15 protein-coding genes are annotated in these 18,131 nt (G+C 67.2%); 9 read left to right on the forward strand and 6 right to left on the reverse strand.

Going from position 1 to position 18,131, the window contains the following annotated elements; genetic code table 11:
- Positions 1-85: 85 nt before the first annotated feature.
- The 7 genes from KDW55_RS18135 to glmS all read left to right on the forward strand — a co-directional run bounded on the left by KDW55_RS18135 (position 86) and on the right by glmS (position 9,984).
- Positions 86-1,627, forward strand: coding sequence for a glycosyltransferase (locus tag KDW55_RS18135; protein WP_212160485.1), 1,542 nt, complete (start codon positions 86-88; stop codon positions 1,625-1,627).
- Between the two features lie 3 nt (positions 1,628-1,630).
- Positions 1,631-2,638: a polymer-forming cytoskeletal protein gene (locus KDW55_RS18140; protein WP_209822247.1), complete on the forward strand. Its 1,008-nt coding sequence runs from the start codon at positions 1,631-1,633 to the stop codon at positions 2,636-2,638.
- Positions 2,639-2,648: 10 nt separating this feature from the next.
- Complete coding sequence (locus KDW55_RS18145; RefSeq protein WP_209822248.1) at positions 2,649-3,665, forward strand: YaiO family outer membrane beta-barrel protein; 1,017 nt, start codon at positions 2,649-2,651, stop codon at positions 3,663-3,665.
- Positions 3,666-3,679: 14 nt separating this feature from the next.
- Positions 3,680-4,450, forward strand: coding sequence for a hypothetical protein (locus tag KDW55_RS18150; RefSeq protein ID WP_212160483.1), 771 nt, complete (start codon positions 3,680-3,682; stop codon positions 4,448-4,450).
- 335 nt (positions 4,451-4,785) lie between these two features.
- Positions 4,786-6,939: a membrane protein gene (locus tag KDW55_RS18155; protein ID WP_040139256.1), complete on the forward strand. Its 2,154-nt coding sequence runs from the start codon at positions 4,786-4,788 to the stop codon at positions 6,937-6,939.
- Positions 6,940-7,030: 91 nt separating this feature from the next.
- Positions 7,031-8,119, forward strand: coding sequence for a hypothetical protein (locus KDW55_RS18160; RefSeq protein WP_212160481.1), 1,089 nt, complete (start codon positions 7,031-7,033; stop codon positions 8,117-8,119).
- A gap of 47 nt (positions 8,120-8,166) precedes the next feature.
- Entirely contained in the window at positions 8,167-9,984 is a 1,818-nt protein-coding gene (glmS, locus tag KDW55_RS18165; RefSeq protein WP_040139258.1) for a glutamine--fructose-6-phosphate transaminase (isomerizing), read from the forward strand.
- Positions 9,985-10,073: 89 nt separating this feature from the next.
- Here glmS and KDW55_RS18170 read toward each other — a convergent pair whose 3' ends face one another.
- Complete coding sequence (locus tag KDW55_RS18170) at positions 10,074-11,048, reverse strand: hypothetical protein (protein ID WP_212160479.1); 975 nt, start codon at positions 11,046-11,048, stop codon at positions 10,074-10,076.
- 310 nt (positions 11,049-11,358) lie between these two features.
- On the opposite strand from KDW55_RS18170, the gene KDW55_RS18175 reads away from it, so the two are divergent.
- Positions 11,359-11,769, forward strand: coding sequence for a TIGR02594 family protein (locus KDW55_RS18175; protein WP_083253108.1), 411 nt, complete (start codon positions 11,359-11,361; stop codon positions 11,767-11,769).
- A gap of 92 nt (positions 11,770-11,861) precedes the next feature.
- On the opposite strand, the gene KDW55_RS18180 is transcribed toward KDW55_RS18175, so the two are convergent.
- The 5 genes from KDW55_RS18180 to KDW55_RS18200 form a co-directional block, all read right to left on the reverse strand.
- On the reverse strand, positions 11,862-13,316 hold the full coding sequence (locus KDW55_RS18180) for an efflux transporter outer membrane subunit (RefSeq protein ID WP_212160478.1): 1,455 nt from the start codon (positions 13,314-13,316) through the stop codon (positions 11,862-11,864).
- A gap of 16 nt (positions 13,317-13,332) precedes the next feature.
- Entirely contained in the window at positions 13,333-14,907 is a 1,575-nt protein-coding gene (locus KDW55_RS18185; RefSeq protein WP_040139261.1) for a DHA2 family efflux MFS transporter permease subunit, read from the reverse strand.
- Positions 14,908-14,920: 13 nt separating this feature from the next.
- Complete coding sequence (locus tag KDW55_RS18190; RefSeq protein WP_040139262.1) at positions 14,921-16,012, reverse strand: HlyD family secretion protein; 1,092 nt, start codon at positions 16,010-16,012, stop codon at positions 14,921-14,923.
- Between the two features lie 64 nt (positions 16,013-16,076).
- Complete coding sequence (locus tag KDW55_RS18195) at positions 16,077-16,511, reverse strand: MarR family winged helix-turn-helix transcriptional regulator (RefSeq protein WP_040139263.1); 435 nt, start codon at positions 16,509-16,511, stop codon at positions 16,077-16,079.
- 107 nt (positions 16,512-16,618) lie between these two features.
- Positions 16,619-17,539 carry a LysR family transcriptional regulator gene (locus KDW55_RS18200; RefSeq protein WP_040139264.1) on the reverse strand — a complete coding sequence of 307 codons (921 nt, stop codon included), beginning with the start codon at positions 17,537-17,539 and terminating at the stop codon, positions 16,619-16,621.
- Positions 17,540-17,660: 121 nt separating this feature from the next.
- Between KDW55_RS18200 and KDW55_RS18205 the strand changes: the two genes are divergently transcribed.
- Positions 17,661-18,089: a MarR family winged helix-turn-helix transcriptional regulator gene (locus KDW55_RS18205; RefSeq protein ID WP_040139265.1), complete on the forward strand. Its 429-nt coding sequence runs from the start codon at positions 17,661-17,663 to the stop codon at positions 18,087-18,089.
- The last annotated feature ends 42 nt before the right edge of the window (positions 18,090-18,131 follow it).

An 18,131-nucleotide genomic window follows, 5' to 3' on the forward strand; every position in this document is an offset into this window, starting at 1 on the left:
TGTGCCGCTTGCCATTGACATCCGCGCGATCCACGGCCGTGCCCCAGCGTTCATCGGCCGGCGTCGCCGGCACGGGGGGCAGCACATGAAAAACCGTCGGACGATGTCGCTGTGTGTCGAAGGCATTCTGCTGCTGATCGTGCTCGCGTGTGCACAGGCGCTGCATGACACCGCATCGCGGCCGGCAGCCGCAGCGGTGCAGGTGCAGGTCGGCATGCCGGCCGCCGATGCGGCCGAGCGTGTCGGCGGCTACGGCGGTCCCGCGCCGCTTGCCGTGCTCACGTCGACCGATACGTCCGCACTGCTCGAGCCGCCGCTCGCCGACGCGCCCCGCATCATGTTCGATCCGGAAACATTGCTGATGCCGTGCGTCGCGTATCTGTGGCTGTTCACGCTGTTGACGTGCGTGTATGCCGCGCGGCATTACATGTTCAGCCTCGACCGGTTGTTCAAGCCGCAGCATGCGCCTTATCAGACGATTACCCATGGCGATTGGCCGCGGCTCACCGTGTTCGTTGCCGCGCACAACGAGGAAGCGGTTGTCGTCGATTGCCTGATGGCGCTGCTCGCGACGACCTATCCGCACGACCGGCTGACGATCATTCCGGTCAACGACCGATCGACCGACAACACGCGCGCGCTGATCGACGAGGTGAAGGCGTTGGCCCCCGACCTGATCAAGCCGTTTCACCGCGAAAGCGGCAAGCCGGGCAAGGCGGCCGCGCTCAAGGACGCGCTGCGCTTTATCCGCGGCGACATCATGGTGGTATTCGACGCCGACTACCTCCCGCGTCCCGGCCTGCTGAAGGAGCTCGTCGCGCCGTTCTTCGACCCCGAAGTGGGCGCGGTGATGGGGCGCGTCGTCCCGCAGAACGCCGACAGCAATCTGCTCGCACGGCTGCTCGATCTCGAGCGCGCGGGCGGTTATCAAGTCAATCAGCAGGCGCGCAACAACCTGAACCTGGTGCCGCAGTACGGCGGAACCGTCGGCGGCGTGCGCAAGGGCGCGCTCGATGCGGTCGGCGGCTGGTGCGACGACACGCTCGCCGAGGACACCGACATGACCTACCGCCTGTTGCTGAGCGACTGGCGCACGGTCTACCTGAATCACGCCGAATGCTACGAGGAGGTGCCCGAGCGCTGGGCGGTGCGCGCGCGGCAATTGACGCGTTGGGCGAAAGGGCACAACCAGACGCTGCTGCGCTATCTGGGCCCGGTGTTGCGCAATCCGCTGATCTCGCCGCGTTGCCGGCTCGATGGCGCGCTGCTGCTCGGCGTGTTCCTGATGCCGGCGCTGCTCGCGATTGCATGGGCGACCGCGATCGCGCTGTACCTGCTCAACGGCGTCAACTCGACGGCGCTCGGCCTGCTCGTGTCGCTGCTCGCGTTGTTCGGGTTCAGCACCTTCGGCAACTTCGGCGTGTTCTTCGAGATCGTCGTCGCCGCACGCCTCGACGGTCGCGCGACGCGGCTGCGGCTCGTGCCGGTCAACGTGGTCGGCTTTTGCGTGACGATCGCGGCGGTGGTGTCCGCCCTGTGGGGCCTCGCGCTCGACGCCGCGTTCCGTCGCGAACTGAAATGGGACAAGACCGAGCGCTTTCGCCGGCAATTAAAACCGGGACGATGAACGATGACGACCTTCAACGTGATGGTGCCGGTGGCCGGTGTGCTCACCTTGCCGTTCCTGCCGTTGCTGCATGAACTGATCCGGCGCAGCGACGTGGCCGCGCTGCCGATCGGCGACGGGCCGTTCGTCGATCAGGCGCTCCTCGCCGCGCGCTGGCGCGATGCGCTGCGCACGCATGCCGGCGGCGCGCACCCGGCCGATTCGCCGGCCGCGCCGCCGTGGCACGCGCTCGGGCTGCTGGTGCGCGACGACGACGAGATTCGCGTCGTGCGTGACGAACAGTGCGACGACGTGCTGTACGCGCGCCGCACGATCACGCTCGATGGCGGCGCGCGGGCCGCGTACGCGTTCGCAGAGCAGCGCATCGACATTCACGCCGGCGCGACGGTCGGCATGCTCGCGCACGCGCCGCACATCGACGTCGACAGCGCAGTGCTGCGCGGCGCCGTGGTCGGCGGGACGGTGTGCCTGCACGGCGCCGGCGGCTTCGCATGCCTGTACGGCGAGCCGATCGTGTTCGGCAAGACGGCGGGCGCCGCGCCCGACGCCGCGTCGGCCGACATGCCCGACCCGCCGCGTCGCGCCGTGTCGCTGACGCGCCACTTCGCGAAGCTGCCGCACCGCTACGTGCACGGCCGTTACCTGCTGCCTTGCGACGTGCGGCTGCCTGCGCACACGGCGGTGCAGGGCAACCTCGTGGTGGACGGCACGCTCGTACTCGGCGACGGTTGCGTGCTGCACGGCAGCGTGAAGGCGCATCGCGTCGAACTCGAACGCCACGCGTTCCTGCATGGCGGCGTGTTCGCGCGCGACGACGTGCTGCTCGCGAGCGGCAGCTGCATCGACGGCGTCGTGTCGGCCGGCGGCCTGCTGCGCGTGACCGGCGCGCGCATCGGCGTGGCCGGCCATCCTGTCAGCGCGTGCGCGCGCGACGTCTCGGTGATCGGCCATGCGTGCGTGCACGGCGACCTCGTCGCGTGCCGCAGCGGCTGGTTTCACGCATCCCGTTAAGGAGCGCCCCATGTCCGATCGTTTCCGCCGTCGCCGCTCGCGCGCGCCGGTCGCCGCCCTGGCGATGCTGTGCGGCGTCGCCGCCGGCCCGCTCCCGGTGCGCGCGGCGCAGCCGGATGACACCGATGCTTCTCCGCCCGCGCAAACGGCCGACGCTGCGACGCCCGTCATCGTGCCGCGCACGCTCGACGGGCCCGCATTCGTGCGTGTGTCGCCCGACGGCGTGCCGGACGGCACGTCGCTCGCGGAGTTTTCGCCGGACGAAACGAACCGGCCGCCGTTGCCCGATGCGGTGATCGCGCACGTGCAGGCGCCGGGCGAACCGCATGCCGAGATGTCGCTCGGCGTGTCGAGCGCGCACCTGACGCACGGCTACGGCGACTGGTACGGCGTGCACGTGCGCGGCGTCTATCAGGACGGCGGCCGCACGATACTCGGCGAACTGGCGCAATTGCACCGCTTCGGCGAAAACACGCAGCTCGGCTCATTGACGTACGTGCAGGACATGGGGCCGGACTGGTTCGGCGGCATCGGCTTTTCCGGCACGACGTCCGGCACGATCCTGCCGAGCGCACGCGTCGACCTGTCGATCAACCGCAAGCTGCTGTCCAACCGGTCGCTGATCGTGTCGCTGGGAGCCGGCTACGCATGGAACCGCAGCGGTCACAAGGATCAGCTGTATCACGCCGGCCTGATCTGGTATGCGCTGCCGAAGTGGATCTTCGAGGCTGGCACGAACTATACGGTCGATTCGCCGGGCTCGGTGAAGGCGCCGCAATACTACGGCGCCGTCACTTACGGCGAAGTCGGCAAGAGCGTGATCGTGCTGCGCGCCGGGTTCGGCCGCGAGGCGTACCAGGTGACCGGATCCGGTTCGCAGATCGCCGACTTCCGCAGCCACGAAGTGATCGCGAAATGGCGCTACTGGGTCACGCGCAAGTGGGGCACGCAGCTCGAATTCGACTACTACCACAACCCCTACTATTCACGGATCGGCGGCGAGCTGAGCGTGTTCTACCGCTGGTAGCGGGGGCGGGGGCCATGCAGACGCGTCCCGTCCGTTCCGCCGTCGACCGTTCGCTGCGGACCCACCCGCATCCGCAGCGCTGGCTCACGTCGATCGCGCTGCTGACGCCGACCCTTTACGCGTTGCTGTGGGCCGGCTTGCCGCTCGCGTGGCGCTACTGGCGTGCAGTCATGATCTGGGGTGCACGGCAGATCGATCCGGCACTGCACGTGATCGTGCTCGGCTATCCGCCCGATGCGCCGCGCGTGCCGCTGCTGTCGATCGACGTCGCCGCGCGCATGCCGAGCGGCACGCAGCTTGCCGTCACCGCGGCGATCTGCGCGGCCGGCTTCGGCGCGTCGTTCTATCGCCGCGCGAGCTGGTTGCCCGTTGCATATCTGTTACGTATCGCGAGCTTCACGCAGATGCTGATTTGCGCGTATTTCTGGCTCGCGCCCGGCGCGTTTCCGTACGTACCGATGCTGCACCTGCGCGACATGTTCGTGCTGCACGGCGCGGCGATCACGCTGATTCCGCTGGTGATGGCAGCGCTCTACTATCCGCTCGATTTCTCGCTGCCGCAGAAAATTGCCGCGTCGGTGCTCGTGGTCGGCTACTTCGTGTTCGCGCTGCCGTTCGTGATGCTGCTGCATGCGATCGTCGTCCATCACGGCTCGCTGCTGTTCCTGCCGTTCTGCTACTTCCTGCTAGGCGGCCCGCTGCTGATCGGCCTGCTGGTCACGCTGTACACCTACTGCGCGAGCTGGCCAGGCGCGCTGACGAATCCGTCCGGCGACGCGCGCTGAGATCGCCGGGAAAAACCGCCGTATCAGCGATGAAACGATTCGGCCGCGTTTTCGGCCCGTTCGTGCGGCACCGCGGCACGCGAAGCGAGCACGACCGGGCCTCCAGCGCCAATGGCACGTTGTTCGCTTGAGTCACCACGTCGCATCGATGCGTTTGCAGCGGAGAAGACGGTGCGGTTTGCCAGGGCCCGTTCGCGAGTCCGGCGGCCGGCGCCGGCGTCGTTCGATGCTCGACGAATTGGGCAGCCTCACACTTCCACCGGACAAGGTCGGTTGATCGCCCGGCACGCGCACCGCTGCCGCGCACAACCCATTCCTTAAGCGAGGAGCACACCATGTTGGCAAAGTCAGGCAAGTTCTTGCGGATTCTGTTCGCGTTGTTCGCGCTCGCATTCGCATTCAGTCCGGGCGGCGTTCGGGCAGCCACCAACCAGCTGCTGCTGTTGGTGCCCGATACGCTGACGCTGCCCGATCCTCGCGTGTCGGCCTGGCTCGACACCGCGCAGGAGGAGGGGCTACAGATCAAGGTGATGACCGACAGCCAGTTCCTGGCCGCCGGGTCGACGCTGTCGCAGTACCCGGGCCTGATCCTGCCGGACCAGGTTCATACGACGGCAGCCGACACGCTGGTGACCGCGATCCAGAACTACGCGTTGAACGGCGGCAAGGTGATGCTCGTCTACGACTTCGGCGTGCTGAATTCGGCCGGCTTCTACGTGAGCCCGAAATCGCGCTTCAGCAGCATGGCCGGCGTCGATTACGTGTTGTATGACCAATACGGCGGCAACATGATCGGCCTCGGCAACGTGACCGGGATGAGCAGCTGGCTGCGCACGCTGCAGGTGCCTCCCGGCAAGTCGATGGCATGGACGACCACGTCGACGACCACGGCCGCCAGCCCGACGATGTCGTTGGCGTCGACGAGCAGCTCCGGTACGTCGAAGACTTCGGCATCGACATCCGGCACCAGCGCGCTGTTCCTGCCCGCCAGCCCGTCGAACCCGGGCGGCCTCGCCAATTACAACCATGGCGCATGGTTCCAGTACACGACGCCGCCGACCGGCAGCGGGCTCTTGAACCAGACGGTGCCGAAATTGACGGGCGCCGTCGCCGGCAAGCTGAAGAAGACCACGTCGTATAGCGCCGGCTCGCTGCTGAGCACCGCGACGGGTACGACCGCCAACGCGCTCGCGTCGACGCTGGCGACCACGACCGACACGCTCGAAGGCATCTCCGGCTACGTGTACGGGTTCCTGACGTATCCGAGCTTCGTCACTCAGGGCACGTATTCGGGCACGACGATCCTGACGTCGCCGAATTTCGGGCTCGTGTCCGGCTACAACCCGTACGGCAACGGGGGCGTGCTGTTCGTCAACCTGCCGCTCGCGTACCTCGACGGGCAGACCGACGGGATGCTGATCCACGGCTACCTGCACTATTTCGGCACGCAGATGCTGAATCTGCCGTCGTTGTCGCCGCTGCCGAACGCGCAGGCCGGCCTCGTGTTCAACTGGCACTTCTGCGCGGGCGACCAGATCCAGCCGGCGCTCCAGCTGAAGAACCTCGGCGTATGGAACAACGGGCCGTTCTCGATCGTGGTGACGGCCGGCCCGGACGAGGCAACGTTCGGTGACGGCAACGGTATCAATCTCGCCAACAATCCGACGGCGCAGAGCCTTCTCAAGTACTTCGTCAGCAAGGGCCAACACGTCGGCAGCCATGGCGGATGGATTCACGACTACTGGGGGGCGAATGCGAGCGAAACGAACGCGAGCACGTTCACGCAGTACCTGGTGATGAACCATCAGGCGATTCAGACGGCGACGGGCTTGCCCGATGTCGAATACGCGGCGCCGGAAGGCAACACGCCGACGTGGTCGGTGAACTGGCTCGAAAGCAACGGCTTCAACGGATACTACTTCACCGGTCACACCGGCTCGGCGCCGACCCGCGCGTATCGCAACGGCGCGCTGCTGAACCCCGGCCTGTGGGCTTACCCGGTGATGCCGTTCGGCAAGTACGCGACGTTCGAGGAGTTCCAGCAGTATGCGGTGCCGACGACCGACGTGAACAACTGGTATGCGGCGCTGATGAACTTCGTCGTCGCCAACCGCACGAGCCGGTTGATCTATGCGCATCCGCTCGGCGCATCGTCGTATACGTCGACGCTGTCCGCGATCTTCTCGCAAGCCAATTCGCTGAAGCTTACCGGGCAGTTCCGCTGGTACACGATGACCGACATCACGGTGTTCGACCGGTCGCGCCTGAACGTCACGTGGTCGGCCACCGATACGGGCTCCAGCTGGGCATTCTCGGCCAGCCACCCGACGAGTCTCGCGAACATGACGTGGCTGCTGCCGAAGGCGAAATTCGCGGCGCCGATCATCACGCAAGGCATCGGCACCGTCGGCATCACCGACTCGAAGTACTGGCTCGTCACCGCGAGCACCGGTACCAGCCTCAAGTTCACGAGCGCCAAGGTGAACTGAGCCGCAACGCCGACGCGTGCGCCGGACGCGGCGCGGCCAACGCCGCGCCCGGCGCCGATTGCGCAGCATAACCGCGCAGGAGCCCCAGATCATGAATCGGCCCGCGCTTTTCCCCGCCGCCCGCGCATGCGTGGCGGCCATCGCCAGGTTGCTGCGTGTCGCGCGCATCGCCTGCTGCGTCGCCGCGTGCTGCTCGATGCCGCACGCGGACGCCGCAGAACTGCAGCTCAACGGGCTGTACCAACGTCCGGATGGCGCGATCACCGTGCGGCTGAACGGCGCGGGCATCGACCCGTACTTCGCGGCGAAGGCGCTGCTGGCTGCGGCCGATACGCGGATGGACGCCCGGCAGTCCGCGCTCGCCTGGATCGCGTGGGTATTGCCACGCCAGCGTCCGGACGGCGGCTTCGACCGCTATTGCGTGAAGAGCGGGCTCGTCAGCCCGTGTGCGGAAGCCGACGCGGACGACGCGATGATGGCGACCTGGATCGAACTGCTCGCGCGCTTTGCGCCGCCCGACGGGATGCCCGCCGCATGGGAAGCGAGCATGAGCCGCGCGGGCGCGCACCTCGACACGCTGCTCGACAGCGCGACCGGCGTTTACCAGATTTCGTCGACGCTGCACGTCGCGCTGCTGATGGACAACGTCGAAGTGCACAGCGCGTTTCAGGCGCTCGCCGCGTATTACGTGCGCCGCGCCGACTACGCACGTGCGGCGCCCTGGAGCCAGCGGGCCGACCGGCTGGCGGCGGCGATCGTGAAAGTGTTCTGGCGCGGCACGCAATCCGGTTTTCGCGCGAGCACGCAGAAGATCAGCGACGCGAGCTTCTATCCGGCGAAGGTCGCGCAGATCTTTCCGATCCTGTCGGGCATCCGTGTGCCCGACCAGTCGAACGAGACGATCTATGCGCAGTGGATGCACAAGTACGGCAAGACATGGATGCAGCTCGCCGGCTCCGATTTTCCGTGGGGATTGATCGCGCTGGTCGCATTCAAGATGAACGACTGGAGCACCGTTGCGTGCTGGTACGCGCGCTCGGGACCTTATCGTCACGGCGCGCACTGGAACGTACTGGAGGAGGCGTTGTACCTGGCATTCGAAAGCCGGATGGCCGATCCGCTCGCACCCGCCACCTGCGGGTTCACGACGGCGGAGGCAACGGTGACCGGATCGCGCTGACACGACGGCGCACGGTCCATGAACGGACAAAGGGAAGGAGACGTGTCATGTGTGGCATCGTCGGCGCGGTCGCGCAACGGAACATCGTTCCGGTTCTGATCGAAGGTTTGCGCCGCCTCGAATATCGCGGCTACGACTCATGCGGGGTCGCGACCGTCGTCGACGGGCAGGCGCGCCGCGAACGCAGCGTGTCGCGCGTCGCCGATCTCGACGCGCACGTACGCAGCGCCGGCCTCGCGGGGAGCACCGGCATCGCGCACACGCGGTGGGCAACGCATGGTGCGCCCGCGACCTGCAACGCGCATCCGATCTTCTCGCGCGACGAGATCGCGCTCGTGCACAACGGCATCATCGAGAATCACGAGACGTTGCGCAGGCAACTATCGGAAGAGAACTACGAGTTCGACGGGCAGACCGACACCGAGGTCGTCGCGCATCTGATCCACAGCAAGTATCGCGGCGACCTGCTCGCCGCCGTGCGCGACGCCACGGCGCAGTTGCACGGTGCGTATGCGATCGCGGTGTTCAGCAAGAGCGAGCCGCAGCGGCTGATCGGCGCGCGCGCCGGCTCGCCGCTGGTCGTCGGCCTGAAGGACGACGAATGCTTTCTCGCGTCCGATGCGCTGGCGCTGGCCGGCATTACCGATCGGTTCATCTTTCTCGAGGAAGGGGACGTCGTCGAATTGACGCCGGGCGGCGTGCGGGTGCTCGCGCGCGACGGCACGCCGGTCGAGCGCCCGATCCAGACCGTCGCATCGACGCAAGGTGTCGTCGAGCTCGGACCGTACCGGCATTTCATGCAGAAGGAAATCTTCGAGCAGCCGCAGGCCGTCGCCGCGACGATTCCCGATGCGGGGCTGTTCGACCCGGCCGCATTCGGCCCGGATGCCGCGCGCGCGTTCGGGCAGATCGACAACGTGCTGATCCTCGCGTGTGGCACGAGCCACTATTCTGGGCTGACCGCGCGCCGCTGGCTCGAGACGATCGCGCGGCTGCCCGCGCAGGTCGAGATCGCGAGCGAATACCGCTATAGCGACGCGCTCGCGCTGCCGAATACGCTGGTGGTCAGCGTGTCGCAATCCGGCGAGACCGCCGATACGCTCGCCGCGCTCAAGTACGCACAAGCGCTCGGCCACATGGACACGCTCGCGATCTGCAACGTGCCGACCAGCGCGATGATGCGGCAGACCGGGCTGCGGTTTCTCACGCGCGCCGGCCCGGAAATCGGTGTCGCGTCGACCAAGGCGTTCACGACGCAGCTCGTCGCGTTGTTCATACTGGCGGTCACGCTCGGGCGTTTGCGCGGCTACGTCGACGACGCGCAGCTCGCGCGCTACACGACGCAGTTGCGGCGGCTGCCGGCCGCGCTCGAGGACGTGCTCGCACTGGAGCCGCAGATCGGGCGCTGGGCGGCGGAATTCTCGCGGCACGAGAACGCGCTGTTTCTCGGGCGCGGTCTGCATTACCCGATTGCGCTCGAAGGGGCGCTGAAGCTGAAGGAGATTTCGTATATCCACGCGGAAGCGTATCCGGCCGGCGAGCTGAAGCACGGGCCGCTCGCGCTCGTCACGCACGCGATGCCGGTCGCGACGATCGCGCCGAACGACGCGCTGCTCGAAAAGCTGAAGTCGAACATGCAGGAAGTGCGGGCGCGCGGCGGCCAGCTTTACGTCTTCGCCGATGCCGATACGCGAATCGACAATGGCGAAGGCGTGTCGGTGCTGCGGATGCCGGATTACTACGGGTTGCTGTCGCCGATCCTGCACGTCGTGCCGCTGCAACTGCTCGCGTATCACGCCGCGTGCCTGCGCGGCGCGGATATCGACAAGCCAAGAAATCTCGCGAAATCGGTGACGGTGGAGTGACGGGAGAGGGTAGGGCCGGGGAGCCGTTCCGGTATGGCTTGGCGCGATACCGGGACGAGCGTGACTGGAGGGGCGCGATGCCCGCGCCGTTACGATTTCGCGTCGTCGGAACCCGTATCGCTGTCGAGGCAGAACATGATGGGGTCGCGGGGATAGTGCTTGATATCCGGCGAGAAGTCATATTTTCCCTCGGTCCAGTAGTACCCGCAGCACACGATCAGCATCGACATCGAAAAAGGCAGCGACACGCGGCCCCATACCCAGAACGCGGCAAGCCCAAGCACGGCGATGACCGAGATCCACAGCAAGGCCGGTCGGCGCTCTTTCGCAAGCGGCTTCCAGGTTTCAGGGTGAATTCCGGCGGCGATGAACGCCCTCGGATTGAAACGCAGCCCGCGATGCGCCAGACCGCATAGCACAGCCAAATGGAGTTCATCGCGATTCTTGAAGCGGATGCAACGAATGGTGTTGTCCGCACCGAAATCCACGAGGTTCGTGCGCAACGTAACCGGCTTTGCCGATTCGAGCTTCGCGCCGCGCCGCCAGAACTGGAAGCTGGCCGGCCGCATGGTGACGCGGGAAGCGCTGTGGTACTCGACGTCATAGCGCAGATCCAGCCTCGGCACGATGTCGCTCCATTCGATGCGCTGCTCCTGCTGCGTGGCTGCCGTATGCGTGCGCTTGCCCATTCCGTATCGGAAACCGGTTGAGTCGACTTCGAACCACGCGCCGATATTCATCGTGGCTCGAATGAAGAGCACCACTGCCCAAGCGATGACCCCCAGCATGAGCATCCATACCACGAAGCCGAGGAATCCGGTTCGCGCAAGTGATGCATCTTCGAACGGCGCGATCGCCAATCCGAAGAACATTGCGACGAAGAACAGCACCAGGCCGATATTGATCAGATAGGTGCTGACGAGGTCCGGAATGCCGCTGCATGACGGTATCTGCCGAAGATGAGCCGGTAGCGCAATGACGCGCGTTTTCGCGCCGGAGGCCGGGCTTGATGACGTGTTCGAGGCGCGGTCGGCTGCCACGGTGTCGTCCGAGCGGGTGGTCATGGCGTACGGTTCCTTTTTCAGAGCAGGTGATTCCCGGGGCGATGAATTGCTCAGATGGTAGCCGATCACGCGGATCGGCTTGCGTCGTGCATCCGTAGCGCGAGCCGAAGCGGAAAGGTTCGCTGCATTGTTCTCGGAATTGTCGCGAATCGGGAAGGCTGGTAATCGACTGCGCGCAAACAGGCGAGGCGCCGCTCTCACATCGCCGCATTCGTGCGAAGATTGACGCCTCGCTCCGACGCCCGGTCCCGCCGCCGCCATGACCCGATCGAACGCCGACCACAACCCGCAAGCCGGCCACCCGCCGTGGATGGCCGTCGCGCTGGCCGAACTGGGCATCCGCCGTTTCCCGCCCGGCAGCATCAATCCGCGCATCGTCGAATACAACAACCAAACGAACCTCGCCGGGTACGACGACAAGATTTCGTGGTGCTCGTCGTTCGTCAACTGGTGCATGACGCACGCGGGCATTCGCGGCACCGGTTCCGCGCTCGCGCGCTCGTGGCTCGCATGGGGCCGCCCGCTGGAACAGCCGGTGTACGGCTGCATCGCGATCCTGACGCGCGACGATCCGGCGAGCTGGAAGGGCCACGTCGGCTTCTACCTGCGTCACGACGACCGGCACGTGCACCTGTTCGGCGGCAATCAGCTCGAAGAAGTGCGCGAGCTCGCGTATCCGCTGCACGAAGTGATCGGCTACCGGTGGCCCGATGCGGGCTGAACGCGGCGCATGACGCAGCCGGTGCGCGGTAGCTCGCACCGGCCCGATCCCCCGCGCGTTCGCCGGGGCCGCAGCCCGGGGGGCGGCGGCCGTCAGTGTGCTGCGCCGGCGCCCGCGACCGCCACGGCCTCCGTCTCGCTCCCGCCCGCCGTGTCGTTGCGGCTCCACCCGCCGCCAAGCGACCGATACAGCGCGACCGCCGCCAGCGCATGCTCGCGCCTGACCTGATTGAGCGCGTCCGAATCGCGCAGGTACACCTCCTGCGCGGACAGTACGTCAAGGAAATCCGTCGCGCCGCCCTTGTACAACTGGTTCGCGAGCCCGAGCGCCTTGTCAGACGCCGCTAGCGCATCGCCGAGCCGCCGCGTGGCCTCGTCGGTGCTGACGAGGTTCGCACGCGTATCCTCGACTTCCCGCAGTGCCTGCAGCATCGTCTGCCGCAAGCCGAGTTCCGACTCGCGCATCCGGCTCTCGCTCTGCGCGATGTCGGCCGTGATGCGCCCCGCATTGAAGATCGGACTCGTCGCGCTCAGCGCCGCGCTGAACAGGTTGTCGGTCAGCGTCGGCAAACCGAGGTACGACGCGGCCAGAATCCCGTCCGTCAGATTCAGCGAGAACTTCGGATACCGCTCTGCCTTCGCGACGCCGACCTGCGCCGCCCGCCGCTCGACTTGCGCATACGCGGCGAGCACGTCCGGCCGGCGCAGCAGCGCCTGTGACGGCAACGTACGCGGCGAGCCGGCCGGCGGTGCCGGAATCGCACCACCCTGAGCGAGCACGAGCCGGTCGACCGATTCGGGCGTGCGGCCCGAATACACGGCGATCAGGTTCAGCTGATGCGCGATCTGCGCCTGCGTCGGCGGAATCCGCGCTTCGAGCGCATCGAGCTGGTTCTGGGCGCGCGTGACGTCGAGCTCCGTCGACAGCCCGAACGCCTGCCGCTTGCGCGTCAGCTCGAGCGCATGCCGGCGGATCGCCGCGTTGTCCTGCAGGATCTTGAGTTCCTGCTGCGCCCAGCGCAGGTCCACATACGCGGACGCCGCATCGGCCGCGAGTGCGAGCCGCATCGCTTCTTCCGCATGCTTTTCCCCGACCAACTCCGCCTGCGCGGCCAGCAGGTCGAGCCGTTCGCCACCGAACACGTCCGGCGACCAGCTCAGTGCCAGCCCCGCACCGGCCTGTCGCACATAGCCGAGCGGCGGCGGCGTGTTCTGGCGCGCGTCGGCCGCATGCGCGGTCGCGTCGAGTTCGGGCAGCAGCACCGCGCGCTTCTGTACGGTCAGCGCCTGTGCCTGCTTCACGCGTTCGGCGGCAGCCTGCAGATCGAGATTGCCGTCGAGCACGGTCGCGATCAGCCGGTCGAGCACCGGATCGTCGAACCGCGCCCACCACGCGGCGGCGTCGATGTCCGCGCGCGGCACGTCGGTGTCCCACGCGGCGGGCGCGAGCGATTGGACGGAATCGGGCAGTGCCGGATGCTGTGCGGGCTGCACCGCGCACCCGGCGGCGAATGCGCTGACGGCCAGCGCGACGAGTGGCTTTTTCATGATGATGACCTTCGCTTCAGTGTGCGTCCGGCGGCGGCGCGTTGAGGTTGATCGGGCGTGAAAACGCGACGGCGACGAGCGCGACGACGAAGCACAGCGACAGCGCGTAGTACGCATCGGCGAAGGTCAGTGTCAGCGCTTCGCGATAGATCAGGCGGTGCAGGTTCGCGAGGCCGGCCTGCGCGGTGTCGAGCGTATTGCCGGCGACGGCGCCCCAGTACGCGGCCTGGCGATCGAGCAGCGACGCGACCTGCGGCTCCCCGGCGCTCACGTGCTCGTTCAGGCGCAGATAGTGGAAGTTCACGCGGTCGTTGAGCATCGTCGCGCTCACTGCGATGCCGATCGCGCCGCCGAGGTTGCGCATCAGGTTGAACAGGCCGCTCGCCGATTTCAGCCGCGACTGCGGCAGCGAGCCGAGCGCCATCGTCACGATCGGCGGCACGCTGAACTGCTGGCCGATGCCGCGCAGCGCCTGCGGCAGCAGCAGTTCGCGCCAGCCCCAGTCGTGCGTGATCGGCGTGTACAGATAACAGCCGAGTCCGAAGCAGATCAGCCCGAACACGAGCAGCGCGCGCATGCTGAAGTGGCGCGCGGCGAACGCATACGCGCACAGCGCGATCAGCTGAAACGCGCCCACCGACAGCAGCGCGATGCCGATCTGCAGCGAGCTGAATGCGCGCACCTGCGCAAGAAAGAGCGGTGTGAGGAACACCGTCACGAAAATCCCGATGCCCGTCACGAACGAAAGCAGGCTGCCGATCCCGAAGTTGCGCACGACCAGCGCGCGCAGGTCGACGATCGGATCGTCGGCGGTCAATGCGTGCACGACGAACAGGACGCCGCAGATCGCGGAGATCCACGCGCAAAAGACGATCACGTCGTCGCTGAACCAGTTCTTGCGCGGGCCTTCCTCCAGCACGTATTCGAGGCAGCCGAGAAAGCCGGACATCAGCGCGATGCCGAGATAGTCGCCGCGCTTGACGAGGCTCAGGTCCGGCTCGTCGATGTGCACGTAGCGCGGCACGAGCACGGCCACGACGATGCCCGGCAGCAGGTTCAGGTAGAACAGCCAGTGCCACGACCATTGATCGGTGATCCAGCCGCCGATCACCGGCCCGATCGCCGGCGCGAGCGACGCGAGCGCGCCGATCGTCGTCGACGCGATCAGCCGCTGCTTGCCCGGGAACAGCACGAACGCAGTCGTGAACACGGTCGGGATCATCGCCGCGCCGAGCGCGCCCTGCAGCCCGCGGAACAGGATCATCGAGTTGATGTCCCACGCGAGCCCGCACAGCATGCTCGTGATCGTGAAGCCGACGGCCGACGCGACGAACAGCCAGCGCGTCGACATCACCTTCGACAACCAGCCCGACATCGGAATCACGATGATCTCGGCGATCAGGTAAGCCGTCTGCACCCACGACAGCTCGTCCTGGCTCGCAGACAGCCCGCCGCCGATGTCGCGCAACGATGACGCGACGATCTGGATGTCCAGCGTCGCCATGAAGAAGCCGACGCACATCAGCGCGAACGCGAACACGCGCTGCTTCGTCGGTTGCGACGCAGGGTCGCCGGAAAACGCGGTGGTCATCGTCGGCTCCCGCTCAGTTCGCGTGGTCGGTATGCACGGTCACGACCGCGGACAGACCGGGGCGCAGCACGTGCTCGATCCCCGGCTGCGGATCGAGATGCACGCGCACCGGCACGCGCTGCACGATCTTCGTGAAGTTGCCGGTCGCGTTCTCGGGCGGCAGCACGCTGAAGGTGGCGCCGGTCGCGGGCGCGAGGCTGTCGACGCGGCCGTGCAGGCGCGTGCCCGATGCGTCGAGCGCGACGTCGACGCGATCGCCCGCGCGCATCTTGCGCAGCTGGTCTTCCTTGAAGTTCGCATCGATCCACAGGCCCGCAGCCGGCACGACCGTCAGCAGTGGCACGCCGACGTTCGCGAGCATCCCGACGCGGCCGGTGCGGTTGCCGACATAGCCGTCGACCGGCGAGCGGATCGTCGTGTACTCGACGTTCAACGCCGCGGCGCGTTGCGCGGCGAGCGCCGTGTTTACGCGCGCCCGCGCATCGGCAAGCTGCGCGCCGAGCACGTCGAGCTGGCGCTTCGCCGCGAGCAGCGCGGCGTCGCTGCGCGCGACCGCCGCATCCGCTTTCGAATAGTCGGCGTCCGCACGTTCGACGATCTGGTTCGATACGGCGTCGGACTTGACGAGCTCCCGGTAGCGCACGCGGTCGGACGACGCACGCGCGAGTTCGGCCGCCGACGCGTTCTTGTCCGCCGCATGCTGGCCGATCACCGCATACTGCAACTGCTGCTTCGCTTCGAGTTCGGTCACCGCGGCGCGCGCGCTGTCGACTTCCGCGCTGGCCTGCGCCAGTTTCGCATCGTAGTCGCGCGCATCGAGCTGCACGAGCACGTCGCCGGCCTTCACGCGCTGGTTGTCGGTCACGAGAATCCGGTCGACGAAGCCGCTGACCTTCGGCGCGAGCACGGTCACGTCGCCGCCGACATACGCATCGTCGGTGCTTTCCTGGAAGCGCAGCACGAACAGCCAGTCGAGCGCCGCCGCCGCGACCGCGACGACGACGGCCGCCACCGCGATCCGCATCCATGGCACGCGGCGCCGTTGCGTCGCGGGCCGCTCGATTGTGGCTGCCTCGCGTGAGGCAGCGGTTGAGGTCGTTTCCATCGAATCACCTATGTATATGCACTTATTGAGGCGATCGACGACACGTCGCCGATCGGGGAAGTCGTCAATCGCGTTCCGGCAGGTTGTGCGTGATCCGGAACAATTCGTCTCTGAGGCGGGCCGCGCGGGCCGGCCCGAACCGCTGCTCGAACGCTTGCTGCGCGGCGAGCCAGTGCACATGCGCGTCGGCGATCTTCGCTTCGCCGTGCGCGGTCAGCGCGAACGTCTGGCGGCGGCAGCGCGCCTCGATCCGGCCGGTCACGAGCGCCGCGCCGATCAGCGGCTTGAGCGCGCGCAGCAGCGCGGTGCGTTCGATCACCAGCACCGCCGACAGCGTCGCCATCGTCAGGCCCGGGCGCTCGCGCAGCAGCGCGAGGATGCTGTACTGCGACGGCGTGACGCCCGCCTGCGACAGATAGCGCTCGTAGAACTGCGAAATCCGTCGCGCGGCTTGGCGCACCGCGAAGCAATCGTCATCGGTCAGCGTAGTGTTGTGCATGTGCACATGTTAGGCGGCGCGACGGCGCGAAGCGAGCGGTGGCGCAGGATCAGATTGGTGTCGTGGCTGTACCAATCGACGGCCGGCCGGCGCGTGGACGCGCCGGATTACGCGGCGGCCGGAACGGTCCCGCCTTCGCGGGCGGAGTAGGCGGCCGTGTAGTCGAGGAACGCCTTGACCTTCGCGGGCAGCAGCGCGCGGTTCGCGTAGGCGAGCTTGATCTCGACGAATGCATCGACGAGATCGGCGCCTTCGAGCAACTGCACGAGCGCGCCCGACGCGAGTTCGGCTTCGACGAGCGTCTTCGGCACGACGCCGATGCCGAAGTCGTGCATCACCATTTCGCGGTTGAAGACGGGGCTGTTTGACGAGATGTCGAAATCGAGCGGCACGGTGAGCGTGTCGCCGTCGACCCGGAACGACAGCGCGGGCCGCCGCAGCGACGGCGACATCGGCACGAACGCATGGCCGGCGAGCGCGGCCGGCGTGTCGGGGCGCGGATGCGTGCGCAGATACGCCGGCGTCGCGACGATCACGACCGGGATGCGTTCGATCAGCCGCACGACGGTCGTCTCGCTCGTCAGCATGTAAGGCACGACGATGCCGATGTCGTAGCCTTCGCCGACGAGATCGACCGGGCGCTCGGTCAGCGTGACGTCGAGGCGCACCTTCGGATGCGCGGCCTTGAAGCCGGCGATCAGCGGAACGAGCCGGTTCAGCGCGGCCGTCGTGTGCGCGACGAGACGCAGCAGCCCTTCGGGCTCGCGCGTGTGCGACTGCGCCTGTGCTTCCAGCGAATCGAGTTCGTCGAGCACCGCTGCGCAGCGCTCGTAGATGCGCTCGGCGGTTTCCGTGAGCGACACCTGACGCGTGGTCCGGTGCAGCAGGCGGCTGCCGAAGCGCGCCTCCAGGTCCGCAACCGCCCGCGACACGACGGGCCGCGCGAGGCCGTGCATGTCCGCCGCGCGCGTGAAGCTGCGCATTTCGACCACCGACCGGAAGATCCGCAACTTGTCGATGTAGTCCATCTTCGTCTCCTCGATCCGATCGGGCGATTGCGGTGCGCCGGATGCCCGCGACGGCCCGCCGCGACCCGTTACGGGCGAGTGTACATTGACTTTATGCATATGCACATATAAATTGCCGGACATGAACGATACCCAGATCGCCCAAGCCTGCAATTGCCTCGCGCTGCGTCAGGCGGCGCGCTTCGTCACGCAGCTCTACGAGCGGCATCTGGCCCCGGTTGGCGTCACGCCCGCGCAGTTCTCGATCATGGCGAACCTGTCGCGCCGGCCCGGCCTCGTGATGAGCGAACTCGCCGATACGCTGGTGATGGACCGCACGACGCTGCTGCGCGCGCTCAAGCCGCTGCAGCGCGACGGATTCGTGGCGGCGACGGCGTCCGAGCACGACGCGCGCGCGCACGCGCTGAGTCTGACGAAACTCGGCGAGCGGACCTACGCGCAGGCCAAAGTCGCATGGCAGGCCGCGCAGGACGAGTTCGAGACGCAGTTCGGCCGCAGCCGGGCCAAGGCGCTGCGCGATGAACTGTCGGGCGTGACGGCGCTGCGCTAGGCGCAACGCGCGCGGTAGTATCGCGAAAGCGATCCGGATCCA

This window comes from Burkholderia sp. AU19243 (assembly GCF_018148075.1).
In the GTDB taxonomy this organism is placed as follows: domain Bacteria; phylum Pseudomonadota; class Gammaproteobacteria; order Burkholderiales; family Burkholderiaceae; genus Burkholderia; species Burkholderia latens_A.